The organism is Lachnospira sp. CLA-JM-H23, assembly GCF_040096425.1.
Taxonomy (GTDB): Bacteria; Bacillota; Clostridia; order Lachnospirales; family Lachnospiraceae; genus Lachnospira; species Lachnospira rogosae.
This window is the reverse complement of the sequence record NZ_JBBMET010000008.1, coordinates 1-11,954: the sequence shown is the minus strand read 5'-3', so window position 1 is coordinate 11,954 and position 11,954 is coordinate 1. Positions and strand designations below refer to the sequence as shown.

Below are 11,954 nucleotides of genomic sequence, written 5' to 3'. Positions count from 1 at the left end.
CAGCTTCCGATTTTCCAGTTTCAAAAACAGGAAGTTTTGCATACGTTATTCTTCTAATATTTTTGTAGGGTTCGCATCCGTTACAAATATCATACTATCATAAAGCTCCGCAGGAGGTTGAAACATTCGATAACTTGGAGGAAGAAGTCGCATAATGATTGAGTAGCTTTCTCCAAGTGTTCCCATATAGGTGTATTCAGAAGCCTGCCTACCCAGTTCAGAATTTTCCGGGACTTTAGTAAAATCCAACCAACAAATATCAAATCCCGCCAGTTTTGCCGCCTTTGCTAAAGGGTCATGGGAATAAAACACCTGAATTGTACGCTTTTCAGGCGAACTGGTCGGCATATTGCAATGGGTTTTATAAAAATCGGTACCAATGACATAGTAACCGTTTGCTGCGTCCTTGGAAAGAAGTTTACCCATCGAGTCAAAACTGCCCCATTTTGCGACATGGCTGTTGTGACCTGTCACAAAGATTTTTTCATGCCCATTTCGCTGCTCCTGCTGTAAAATCCACTGTACATTTTCTGCCATAGATTGATCTCTTAATGTAGCACCATCATCATTTGTCAGAGTTTGAAGCTCGGAATGCTGCATTAAAATATCTACAAAGTGAATTGCATTTTCCGAACCGTTCTTGCTTTCCAATTCTTTCTTCACTTGTGTAAGGGTTTCAGTTCGAGTAGATAAATCGCATTCACTGCTCCAGTTTTCACCTTCCACAAGTTTCTGCAAGTTTGTTGTGTCCACTTCCAGTTCTTTGCAGGATTCTTTCAAAAACCTCATGCTGTAAGAAAGCCTCTGCATATCAAAACCGTAAAAGCGAAGGTCTTCGCCTTCCAATGCACTTTCATTGTACTGGCGCATATAGGAGATAAGTTCTGCCATCTCTTCCGTTCTATAAATGGAAAATCCAATCGCTGCGGCTGCTTCCTGTGCTGTCCCCTCACCGCCGTGTATATATCGGTTTACCTGCTCGCAACCGCCGTAGTCACCTTCAAGGGCAAACGCCCTAACACCATTATTTTTTACCATCAGCTTGAACACTTCCAGCTTCAACTGCTGAAATTCTGCATTTCCGTGAGTAGCTTCTCCCAATGCAATTATTTTTGCACTTTCAGGCACAGTTATATTTTCAACGGGTTCAGCATAAGCTAAAAACTCTTCTGGATTCACATTTTCTCCTGTGCCAAAACCTCCAAAACGCATAAATACAAGTGCCGCTAAAGCCATAACACCTAATAATCCAAAAACGATATATCTTATCTTAAATCTTCTTGTCTTTTTATTCTTCATATCTGATAGACCTTTCCTTTATAGTGAATCAGTTGTCTTACATCCGTTTTACACGCTTATTGTACTTCACGTAATAGTTCTTCTGCCGTAGTGTTGAACAATTTTGCAAGTGTAAGCAGATTGGAAGTGCTTGGGTCAGATGCTCCGGTCTCCCATTTAGAGACAGCCTGCCTGCTTACGCCGATAGATTCTGCAACAAACTCCTGCGTCATCTTACACTCTTCACGATGCTGCTTCAAAACCTCACCGAGAGATTTCTTGATGCTGGACTTTTCTTTTCTGACATTGCCTGATTTAACATATCTACTCAATGCTCTTATGAGGAAAATTCCCACAGTGATAAATGCCGCTATCACCGCCACCCCGATTAGCAGTACAATACCAAAAACAATAACTCCTAAAAAATCATATTTCACTTAATTACCTCCTTTCGTGACTTCATGATAGCGAAATTTCATGGTTGCTACCACCAACTATCACGATATTTCTTTGGTTGCGAACGGTTGCGGAACTAAAATAACACTTTTTAATGTAAAAGGCATATATGTAAATTAATAAAACGACAAATTCCGATTTGTTTTACCCATTTTAACATAAAACTCAACCAAGTTAAAACTATAATTATCAATATATAAGTCAGTAGCCTGTGTAATATTTAAAATATCATTTTTTGTATTCCACAGCTTATCATTGTTTATTATTGCAGGTTTTGTAGAAATTTCGGAATTTCGGAATTTCCGGATTTCTCCTTGTATCCTCTCTTTTTAATTCTCCCTATTTATATATATTGCTAATATGTTCACTTATTGTTGATTTAGATTTCTGAACTGTTATTCAAACCATCACTCCCCTTATATATTCACATTCCATATTCACTATCCACTATGGCAAAAAAAGAAAACGGTTTTTCAACATCAAGACCTCCATAAAGTCCCATATAACCTGCATTTTGAAAAATAGCAAGCATATCTTGATAATTCATAATCCTTTGTAGATTTATGTGTTGCACCAGCTTCTACGGTTTTGCTGACCTCAGCAAAATCGTCCAAAACATTATGTCCACTATTTTCACATGCTTTTGAATATGATAATATAAAAATTATCTATCATTTCTTATGATTGTGCATTAAATGCACTTGCCATTGATAAACCTGTCGAATATGCAAAATTATATCTTGATGGAACGATACAAATATGGGTTGATGCAGAGAACACTCTTTATTTATAATGTTAAATAATCCCCAAAAATTCTAAAATTTTTCGGGGATTATTTTGGGCTTATATTTATTATTCAATTTAACTGATAATGATTCTCATATGAGATTTATCTTTAGAAATCATATCATCAATCACGCCAGTCTGCATCTGATTCCCATTTACATTCCGTAATCTGCATATTTGAAAATGTTGCCTTATATGAGCCTTCTGTCGGGCTGCATGCATATATTCCATAAGTAATTTTTTCTGCACCTTCACACATATGGAAAATACGCATTTGTCTGAAATTTATGCCATCCTCACTGCATTCAATACAGTAGTCACTGTCCCTTCGTGAAAAACGATACCACATACTATTAATATCAGAGGATATGTCTGTTGTTGCCCAGTCAGAATATCCATGATTGGTTACAACGCTTCCCAATCGCTGTATTTTTTTATTCTCATATTCTATAGATGCCTTAAACCAATTATCACTATTCAAATACATAGCCACACCACACTGGTCAAAACGACAGGTACTCTCGAATTCTGTTTTAACAATAAAAGAAAAGTACTTGTCCGTTGTTTCAACTTGAAATACTGGAGCATTATCATTTTGAAAACCATAATAAGTGCGTGCCCATAAGTCGGTACCCCTTTCTGTAAGAATTACAACTTTATCCTCACTAATTTGTACCTGCTTTGGTTGACGTATCCATTTAGGATTGTTTTTCAAAAATTCCATCTTTTTTCTCACTTTCTTTTTTATTTTAATAAGCAGCTATATTTAGTGCCTACTTTTCACTGTATTATAATTAGTAATTTTCTTTTGTCTTCTGCAAAGAATGACTCCTATAAGTAGCAACACTGGAAAAATAATTCCTGCCAAAATTCCCATCTTTAGGTTATCCCCAAAAGCTCCTGATACCATTCCAACCAATGTAGGACCTCCTGAACAACCTATATCTCCACCTAATGCCAGCAATGCAAACATGGCTGTTCCCCCTTTGGGCAAAGCTGCTGATGCCTTGCTGAAAGTTCCAGGCCACATAATTCCCACTGAAAGCCCACAGACAGCGCAGGCAATCAGATTTAATAGCGGAATCGAGAATAATGAAATCCCTAAATAGGATAAAATACATAAAAAACTACTATAAATCATAAAGTGTTCCAAATTGATACGGTCACCATACTTACCATAAAACAATCTTGATATTCCCATTAGAACCGCAAATGCCATCGGCCCTGCTAAGTCGCCGGCTGCCTTTGAAATTCCAAGACCTTTTTCTGCAAAAGCAGAGGCCCATTGACTTACTGCTTGCTCACTTGCTCCTGCACATATCATCATAATCAACAAAATCCAAAAAATTTTCATCCGAAACAATTTCTTTAATCCAAGTCCGGTATCTCCATCCTCAAGCAATGGTGCAATGGGAACCTTTGAAAAAACAAAAGCATTTCCAATTGGAATAACCGCCCAAATAATGGCTAATATTTTCCAGTTATCTATACCGACTACATAAAAGTACACTGTTGATATGAGTACAACTCCGGCGTGTCCCCAGCAATAAAAAGAATGCAACAGGCTCATTGCTTTTTCCTTATTGTCGGATGGGCAAGCCTCAACAACTGGACTGACTATGACTTCCAAAAGTCCACCACCTACCGCATAGATCATTACAGCAATCAAAATTCCAATAAAGGAAACTGGTAAAATCTCTGGTAAAACTGTAAGAAGGAATAATCCTGCCGCTGCTAGAACATGAGCTATAATCATTGATATCCGATATCCTATTTTATCAACAAATCTGACAGAAAGAAAATCAACCAGTAGTTGTATCCCAAAATTAAAAGTCACTAACAATGTAATTTGGGAAATTGGAATATGATAGCATTTCTGAAAAAACAAAAAAAGCAGTGGTGTAAAATTATTAACGATAGCTTGTACAATATAACCTACAAAACAGGCTGTAATTGTCTTATTATATTGGCTTTTCATTTTGTCCTCCTCTAATAAATGTGATTATATCGTAAACTTTATATCTAGTCATTGTATAAAATCATATATTTATGGTACAATATAACAAATTTTATTATTTATGAGGAAATATAGCATGGAGACTTTTAAGATAACTACAGATGAAACACTACGAGAAACCATCCAGCATGGCAACAATCGTTATCCATTTGCATACTATCCTGATAATATTTGGAAATTTGACTTCCATCGCATTGACTGGCATTGGCATCATGAATTAGAGTTTCTTTATACTGCTGAAGGTACTGCGCTCTGCCTTATAGGTACAAGTAAAATAGAACTACATAAAGGTTGCGGCATATTTATCAATAGCGGTGTCCTGCATCGTTTTGAAGCACAAAGCAGTACATTTGCACCTAATATTGTTTTTTCGCCAACCCTATTAGCACCCGAAAACAGCCTCATTTACGAAAAATATATTCTTCCTGTGATAAGCTCGTCTGTTCCATATCAAGTTTTCAGTCCATCCAACACATTTGGAAAACAGGTGCTACAACTTTTGTCGCAAATTTGTACTATTCAGGAAACTAAGCCGGATAATGAATTATGTACTATACAACTTTTATTTCAGCTTTGGAACATATTGCAAAAAAATATGGACTGGACTTCTGATTCTAACAGTATTCATCGATTAAATCACAAACAAGCAAGATTACAAGCTATGATGCAGTATATTCATGATCACTACATGGAAGAGATTACATTGGAGACGATTGCGGCATCGGCATCTATCAGCAAAAGTGGAGCTTTACACATTTTTCAAACTGGCATCCACTGTTCTCCGGTAGCATATCTGATTCAATACAGACTAGCACAGGCTGCCGAACAACTTTGTACCACTCAAAAATCGGTTTTTTCTATTGCAGAAGAAAACGGATTTACAAGTTCCGGCTATTTCTGCCGGAAGTTTAGACAATATTATCATATGAGTCCAAATGAATACAGAAAGAAGAAAACAGAGGAAATTTCTTAATTTCTACTTTCTGTAATCATACAATATTTGGAGATGATGTTGTTTTTCGTTATATTATCAATCATCTTTTCCACACAGAACTTCTTTAAGACTTCTGGATATAGCATACATATTGCTCCAAACTGCCTCGTTTCATTTGACAATATAAAAAGAGTCTCAGGAATATCTTCTACAATATCCTGAGACTCTTTCATCATATCATTAAGTGTTTCTGTCATAGATTTTAGCCGTTCCTTATTCGCTTCAGCATTGATTAGAATAGCAACTATGTTGTCCTTCTGTTTCTTAAGGCTCATTTCAAAGTCTATATCAGGAAGAGGACTGCTTTCTACATCATCCAAAAATGCTTCTAATGCTTCTCCATTCCAGTAATATATTCTTCCGATTTTCTCTCCATTCTTCCTAACAGAAATACCTTTCTTCACAGTATCATTGTTCTTTGTTACATCAACAATTCTCACCTCGTAATCATCTCCAAGTCTTTGCTGTAGCTTACCAACAACAGCACCTATCTTGTCATCCATAGCAAACCTCCTGTAAATAAAATAAGAGCAAGTACTGAAAGGTTTTCGCTACCTTAGTACTTGCTCTGTTTCTTGTATCAAATTTATTATATATATTTACAGGTTGGTGATTTGCAGGTATCTTGTAAGATGAAATCTATAAACTGGAAGTTTTCATTTATTTCTTTTTGCGGCATTTTGGTTCAATACCTACTACATACGCTACCATAGCCGCAATACTAATAAGCATTGCACCCAATATAGGTATAATAATCAAACCCGAATTAAGCCCATCTAATAAAGGCAATCCAATTAACGTAAACAAAATACCATACACGCACCACAATATGCCCAAAGCACGATTATAGCCTTTCACATCTTCTATGGGCGCTACCTCGGCATTTGCCCAAAAACCGAAAGGTTTTGCTTTCTTGGAATTAAAATCATAAATGCCCATTACAATAAATAATACGCCGATTATTACCCAAATAACAAATGCTATTAATCTTCCTTCCATAATATGTATCCTTTCTTTGTAGTTCTGTAAATTCAAAGTTTCTGTTCCATATAAAACTAATTTATTGGGATTTACCAAATCGCCAAACAACGATTTGTTTTACCAATTTTAACATAAAACTCAACCTAATTGCACTAATTAAAACTAGAATTATCAATCATTCCGCTCTCCACTATCACCAAGTGCCCAAAAAGTGCCCAACTTCACCACCAACGATTCTCCCAGTATTTATGCGGCTTTGCAGACTTTTTATACTTTTTATATTAAAATCACACTTTCCCCATTCTTAGACTACGACACCTGTTTGACCCCTAGTCCACTATGGCAAAAAAAGAAGGGAACGGTATTTCAACCATTCCCTTTGCAATGAGCCCACCGGGGTTCGAACCCGGGACACCTAGATTAAAAGTCTAGTGCTCTACCAACTGAGCTATGAGCCCTTATGCTATTAACTGATGATTGGGAGTTCTATCAACCAACCCAGCTGGGCTAGCTGGATTCGAACCAGCGTAATGCAGGGATCAAAACCCTGTGCCTTACCGCTTGGCGATAGCCCATTAATTAAAGGGTGGATACAGGGATTCGAACCCTGGACCTTCAGAGCCACAATCTGACGCGCTAACCAGCTGTGCTATACCCACCATAACATAAAATAAGAGTTCTCTTAGAACTCTCTTACAAGTTAATTAACAACTTGTATCACACTTTTTAAGTGCTTAACCAATATGGTTAAAAAAAAGTGTGCCCGGGGGGATTCGAACCCTCGACCCACGGCTTAGAAGGCCGTTGCTCTATCCAGCTGAGCTACGGACACACAAAGCGGGTGATGGGAATCGAACCCACGTATCTAGCTTGGAAGGCTAGTGTTCTACCATTGAACTACACCCGCATAATATATTAAATTGTAAGTCGGGGTGACAGGATTCGAACCTGCGACCTCTTGATCCCAAATCAAGCGCTCTAGCCAAGCTGAGCCACACCCCGAAAGGTTTTATCTTGTTGTTGTTTCTTAAGTTCTTAACTCGTGTACCGCAACAACAAGATAGATTATATGCTATGATTCGCCATATGTCAACACTTTTTTGAAACTTTTTTTGAATTTTTTTAATTTTTTTGAAGCATATACTCCAAACGCCCTATTTTACTGGGTTTCCTATACATTTTTTAATTCAAAATTAAACTCATTATTGTCATTAATCTCTAAAATTATGTAAGTTGGTATACCATCAGCCTGTCTTGGATACGATATGCTGCCAGGATTAATAAGTGTTATATTATCCTCCACGATAATAACCGGCCTGTGTGTATGTCCAAACATAACTATATCCATTCCTCTGGCAACAGCTTCCTGCTCAATAACTTTCAAATCCAAAGATACATAATAATTATGTCCGTGTGTCAGCCATATTTTCTTACCGCCAAGTTCAATTTCTTTCTCGCGGTCAAGCGGTGAAAAGAAATCATTATTTCCAGCTATAAATATAGTTTCACAGCCGGCTATGCTTTTTATTACCTCTTCTTCGCCTTCAACATCACCAAGATGTATAAGCATATCCAGATGTCCCTCGTTATATATAGCCTCTGCCAGATTACCGTGTCGTCTGTGCGTATCACTTACTATCATTATCCTCTGCATATAATTCCTCCGATTTGTCTAACTCTTCTTTAATCAGAGCCAATGCCTTGCCCCTGTGGCTTATCTTATTCTTCTCCTCAGGTGCAAGTTCGCCAGACGTCCTGCCATATTCTGGAAGATATACAATCGGGTCATACCCAAAGCCATTATCTCCCTTTATCTCTTCGGCAATAAGCCCTTCCATTGTTCCTCTTTTAACTATTTCACGTCCATCTGGAAAACAGACTGCAATTGCACATACGAAGCGTCCGCTTCTGTCACTTCCCTTAACGCCCTCAAGCTTCTGTATAAGAGCTTTATTCTTTATATCATAAGAAGTATCGTGTCCCATAAATCGTGCAGAATACACGCCAGGAGCTTTATTAAGATAATCTATCTCAAGCCCTGAGTCATCTGCCATTGTTATTTGGCCTGTAAGCTTCATAATTGCTCTTGCTTTTATCAAAGCATTTTCTTCAAATGTCGTTCCGTTCTCTTCAATATCAACATCAATTCCAGCTTCTTTCATAGAAATAATGTCGTACCCCTTCAGGATTTCTTTAACTTCCTTAACTTTATCCTTGTTATTAGATGCCAAAATAATACTCTTCATAATTAACCTCTCTTTGGTGGCTTAGGACCCATAAATGAATAAAAATATGTCTTAAGCATTCCATTGTATATTTTACGGTTCTTATCTGCCTTACGTCCAAAATATTTAACTGCATCTTCATATGATGTAATCATATATGCTGACCACGAATCCAGCTTTGCAAACTGCTTTCCAAATGCTGAATATATAGCTGGAAGCGTCTCTTTGTCTTCAAGACGTTCACCATATGGCGGATTAGTTATTATGAAGCCATATTTTTTGTGATGACTTAATTCGCTGACACTTCTTGCCTGAAAATGTATCAAATCCTCAACACCTGCATTGGCAGCGTTGCTTCTTGCTATTTTAATTACATTTTCATCAATATCAAATCCCTGAATATCCGTGTCTATACTTAAATTAATTAAGTCTTCCGCTTCTTCTACTGCGTTATCCCACAGTTCATTATTTATTATATTAGTCCAGCGTAAAGATGTAAAGCGTCTATTCATTCCTGGTGCAATATTGGCTGCTATCATTGCTGCCTCAATTGGAAATGTTCCGCTTCCGCAAAATGGATCTATAAGTATACGGTCTGATTTCCAAGGTGTAAGCATTATAAGTGCAGCCGCTAATGTCTCTGATATTGGTGCTTTTCCTGCCGCTGGTCTGTAACCTCTTTTATGTAATGAATCCCCTGATGTATCAAGCGAAATAGTCACAACGTCCTTCATAAGGCTTACTCTTATAGGATAGCTGTTTCCGTCCTCCTCGAACCAATTAACGGCGTATTTGACCTTTAAACGCTCTACAATTGCCTTTTTTACAATTGACTGTATATCTGATGAGCTAAAGAGCTTACTATTGATAGAATTAGCTTTAGTAACCCAGAACTTGCCATTCTTAGGAATGAATTCTTCCCATTCCAGTTCTTTAGTATTATCAAACAGTTCAGTAAATGTTGTTGCCTTGAATTCACCAACCTTAAGCAGCACACGCTCTGCTGTTCTTAAGAAAATGTTAGCTCTTGCAATCGCATCCGCATCTCCTATAAATGTAACCTTTCCATCTTCCACTTTGGATATATCATAGCCTAAATCGTATATTTCACGCTTTAACACTGACTCTAATCCAAAATGACACGGTGCAATCAATTCATACGTATTCTTCATATGCCTGCATTTCTCCATTCATACATTCTTTTATAGATTTTATAATAATTGTTCTATCTGGCAGTAATGCCTGACTAGCAATATTAAACCATTTTATTCTTAATATCGAACAATATATATCAATATTAAAATGCTTACCATAAATAATCAAGTAAAATAGTTAAATCACATTTTCTCTTCACTAAAATTTCATACCTTCAGATATTATGGCTTTAACTGTAAATATCTTCCGTTATATCCTCTTATTCCACCAGCCAGTGATTTCACAATATACCCATATAATGCAAGCTTATTACATACAAGCAGACTATTTGTTCCAGTTTCGCAATATAATATATATATGGCACTTTTATCCCTGTATTGGCTTTTAAAGGCTCTAATGCCCTCATACGAGCTCAGATAGTCATATGGATAATTTTCTGCTCCTTTTATATGACCACTGTCATACATTTCTTTACTCCTTATGTCAATAATATAAGAATAAGGATTATTTATATAATATTCTAACTTTCTAGGTCCTATTAATTCACAATTCATATTACGCATTTCTTATATTTATTTTAATATATTTTATGCTCGATTTTCATAACTATAACCTAAATTCCTATGTATCAGGCTGTTTGCACAGCCTTTCATTGCAAACAACCATCTTTATAAGAAATGCTTTTTAATAGCAGTCTGAGCTGTCTGTAGACTTGTTATATGAATTCTTTGACGAATTCTTTGATGAGTTAGAAGAACCTTTTGATGAGTTCTTTGAAGAATTAGAAGTATTTTTTGATGAATTCTTTGATGAGCTCTTGTTATATGCGTTCTTTCCAGCTTCATTATAGCTGTTTGACTCATTATAACTATTTGATTCGTTATAGCTGTTAGATTCGTTTTTAGATGAATTATATGACATACCTGTGTCCTCCTTTAATTTAGTTCACTGTTTAGTATGTCTATTATTAATGGTTTTATTCACAGTTTTAAAGTTCTAATTTCCAAATAAGATTTCTTATTGCAAATAATGTTTCAGTTTTCAAAGCATACTGGCATTTGAAATTTGATTAATACTTTTATATTTAAAAATATGTAACAAACACTATTATAAAATAATAAACAAAAAGCCCTGCATCATCTGTATGCACAGATAATACAGGGTTGATAAGATGTACGTGACAAGATTCGAACTCGCGGCCTTCTGGTCCGTAGCCAGACGCTCTATCCAGCTGAGCTACACGTACTTATTGGATAAACCAAATGCCGGCAACGGGAATCGAACCCGTATGGGAGTATAAGTCCCGCAGGATTTTAAGTCCTGTGCGTCTGCCAGTTCCGCCACACCGGCCTGATAAATAAGCAGTTTATTCAATAAATGATGGGACCTACAGGGCTCGAACCTGTGACCCTCTGCTTGTAAGGCAGATGCTCTCCCAGCTGAGCTAAGATCCCATATATACAACATTATTCTATTGTAAACGACCCGGATGGGGTTCGAACCCACGACCTCCGCCGTGACAGGGCGGCGCTCTAACCAGCTGAGCCACCAGGCCATATTAAACAGAACAAAAGCAAGTGGACCTTCGGGGACTCGAACCCAGGACCGACCGGTTATGAGCCGGTTGCTCTAACCAACTGAGCTAAAGGTCCAAAGAGCCGACAGTCGGAGTCGAACCAACAACCTGCTGATTACAAATCAGCTGCTCTGCCATTGAGCCATGTCGGCAAATTAAAACCTTTTGTTCTGTTTTATGACTCCAAGGGGATTTGAACCCCTGATACCACCGTGAAAGGGTGGTGTCTTAACCGCTTGACCATGGAGCCGAAATATCTATTAAAAAAAATAAGAATGAGTGTGAGCTATCACGAATTCATTCTTACAGCTCCCCGAGTAGGGCTCGAACCTACAACAACTCGGTTAACAGCCGAGTGCTCTACCATTGAGCTATCGAGGATTACACCTGAGTTCCTTAACTCATTATTTAAAGGATTGCTCCTTCAAAACTGCACATTAAATATATCTTATACATCCGTATCCTGTCAAGTACTTTCGTACTTTC

13 protein-coding genes, 14 tRNA genes and 1 pseudogene are annotated in these 11,954 nt (G+C 37.2%); 2 read left to right on the top strand and 26 right to left on the bottom strand.

Annotated features, from left to right (window positions below; genetic code table 11):
* Positions 1-45 precede the first annotated feature (45 nt).
* The 3 genes from WMO42_RS10680 to WMO42_RS10670 all read right to left on the bottom strand — a co-directional run bounded on the left by WMO42_RS10680 (position 46) and on the right by WMO42_RS10670 (position 2,281).
* Entirely contained in the window at positions 46-1,299 is a 1,254-nt protein-coding gene (locus WMO42_RS10680; RefSeq protein ID WP_055307218.1) for an erythromycin esterase family protein, read from the bottom strand.
* Positions 1,300-1,355: 56 nt separating this feature from the next.
* Positions 1,356-1,715, bottom strand: a complete 360-nt coding sequence (locus WMO42_RS10675; protein WP_014078281.1) for a helix-turn-helix transcriptional regulator — start codon at positions 1,713-1,715, stop codon at positions 1,356-1,358.
* 443 nt (positions 1,716-2,158) lie between these two features.
* Entirely contained in the window at positions 2,159-2,281 is a 123-nt protein-coding gene (locus WMO42_RS10670) for a hypothetical protein (protein WP_278320356.1), read from the bottom strand.
* A gap of 135 nt (positions 2,282-2,416) precedes the next feature.
* Here WMO42_RS10670 and WMO42_RS10665 point away from each other — a divergent pair.
* Positions 2,417-2,527, top strand: a pseudogene (locus WMO42_RS10665) (toxin-antitoxin system protein); the annotation flags it as partial.
* A gap of 117 nt (positions 2,528-2,644) precedes the next feature.
* Here WMO42_RS10665 and WMO42_RS10660 read toward each other — a convergent pair.
* Positions 2,645-3,244, bottom strand: a complete 600-nt coding sequence (locus tag WMO42_RS10660) for a DUF1349 domain-containing protein (protein ID WP_055307281.1) — start codon at positions 3,242-3,244, stop codon at positions 2,645-2,647.
* Between the two features lie 42 nt (positions 3,245-3,286).
* On the bottom strand, positions 3,287-4,498 hold the full coding sequence (locus WMO42_RS10655) for an MFS transporter (RefSeq protein WP_055307282.1): 1,212 nt from the start codon (positions 4,496-4,498) through the stop codon (positions 3,287-3,289).
* A 115-nt stretch (positions 4,499-4,613) separates the two neighbouring features.
* Between WMO42_RS10655 and WMO42_RS10650 the strand changes: the two genes are divergently transcribed.
* Positions 4,614-5,510 (top strand): AraC family transcriptional regulator, encoded by an 897-nt coding sequence (locus WMO42_RS10650; protein ID WP_242858686.1) that lies wholly within the window; start codon positions 4,614-4,616, stop codon positions 5,508-5,510.
* On the opposite strand, the gene WMO42_RS10645 is transcribed toward WMO42_RS10650, so the two are convergent.
* The 21 genes from WMO42_RS10645 to WMO42_RS10545 form a co-directional block, all read right to left on the bottom strand.
* Complete coding sequence (locus WMO42_RS10645; protein ID WP_349192241.1) at positions 5,507-6,034, bottom strand: DUF5688 family protein; 528 nt, start codon at positions 6,032-6,034, stop codon at positions 5,507-5,509. The genes WMO42_RS10650 and WMO42_RS10645 overlap by 4 nt on opposite strands.
* 157 nt (positions 6,035-6,191) lie before the next feature.
* Positions 6,192-6,530, bottom strand: coding sequence for a hypothetical protein (locus WMO42_RS10640; RefSeq protein WP_055176606.1), 339 nt, complete (start codon positions 6,528-6,530; stop codon positions 6,192-6,194).
* 367 nt (positions 6,531-6,897) lie between these two features.
* A tRNA-Lys gene (locus WMO42_RS10635) sits at positions 6,898-6,970 on the bottom strand.
* Positions 6,971-7,014: 44 nt separating this feature from the next.
* A tRNA-Gln gene (locus WMO42_RS10630) sits at positions 7,015-7,087 on the bottom strand.
* Between the two features lie 10 nt (positions 7,088-7,097).
* Positions 7,098-7,171 (bottom strand) — tRNA-His (locus WMO42_RS10625).
* 99 nt (positions 7,172-7,270) lie between these two features.
* A tRNA-Arg gene (locus WMO42_RS10620) sits at positions 7,271-7,344 on the bottom strand.
* 4 nt (positions 7,345-7,348) lie between these two features.
* A tRNA-Gly gene (locus WMO42_RS10615) sits at positions 7,349-7,419 on the bottom strand.
* Between the two features lie 20 nt (positions 7,420-7,439).
* Positions 7,440-7,514, bottom strand: a tRNA-Pro gene (locus WMO42_RS10610).
* Between the two features lie 169 nt (positions 7,515-7,683).
* On the bottom strand, positions 7,684-8,166 hold the full coding sequence (locus tag WMO42_RS10605; protein WP_022501620.1) for a metallophosphoesterase: 483 nt from the start codon (positions 8,164-8,166) through the stop codon (positions 7,684-7,686).
* A complete protein-coding gene (locus WMO42_RS10600; protein WP_022501619.1) occupies positions 8,141-8,758 on the bottom strand; it encodes an XTP/dITP diphosphatase in 618 nt (205 codons plus the stop codon). Before WMO42_RS10600 ends, WMO42_RS10605 begins: the two co-directional genes overlap by 26 nt.
* Before the next feature lie 2 nt (positions 8,759-8,760).
* A complete protein-coding gene (locus WMO42_RS10595; protein WP_022501618.1) occupies positions 8,761-9,909 on the bottom strand; it encodes a class I SAM-dependent RNA methyltransferase in 1,149 nt (382 codons plus the stop codon).
* Positions 9,910-10,113: 204 nt separating this feature from the next.
* Positions 10,114-10,446, bottom strand: a complete 333-nt coding sequence (locus WMO42_RS10590; RefSeq protein WP_055176612.1) for a rhodanese-like domain-containing protein — start codon at positions 10,444-10,446, stop codon at positions 10,114-10,116.
* Positions 10,447-10,576: 130 nt separating this feature from the next.
* Positions 10,577-10,813, bottom strand: coding sequence for a hypothetical protein (locus WMO42_RS10585; protein WP_022501616.1), 237 nt, complete (start codon positions 10,811-10,813; stop codon positions 10,577-10,579).
* 251 nt (positions 10,814-11,064) lie between these two features.
* Positions 11,065-11,138, bottom strand: a tRNA-Arg gene (locus WMO42_RS10580).
* A 17-nt stretch (positions 11,139-11,155) separates the two neighbouring features.
* Positions 11,156-11,242: transfer RNA gene (locus tag WMO42_RS10575), tRNA-Leu, on the bottom strand.
* A gap of 31 nt (positions 11,243-11,273) precedes the next feature.
* Positions 11,274-11,346, bottom strand: a tRNA-Val gene (locus tag WMO42_RS10570).
* A gap of 27 nt (positions 11,347-11,373) precedes the next feature.
* A tRNA-Asp gene (locus WMO42_RS10565) sits at positions 11,374-11,447 on the bottom strand.
* Positions 11,448-11,470: 23 nt separating this feature from the next.
* Positions 11,471-11,544 (bottom strand) — tRNA-Ile (locus WMO42_RS10560).
* 4 nt (positions 11,545-11,548) lie between these two features.
* Positions 11,549-11,620 (bottom strand) — tRNA-Thr (locus WMO42_RS10555).
* Positions 11,621-11,646: 26 nt separating this feature from the next.
* A tRNA-Glu gene (locus WMO42_RS10550) sits at positions 11,647-11,718 on the bottom strand.
* A 59-nt stretch (positions 11,719-11,777) separates the two neighbouring features.
* A tRNA-Asn gene (locus tag WMO42_RS10545) sits at positions 11,778-11,849 on the bottom strand.
* Between the last annotated feature and the right edge of the window lie 105 nt (positions 11,850-11,954).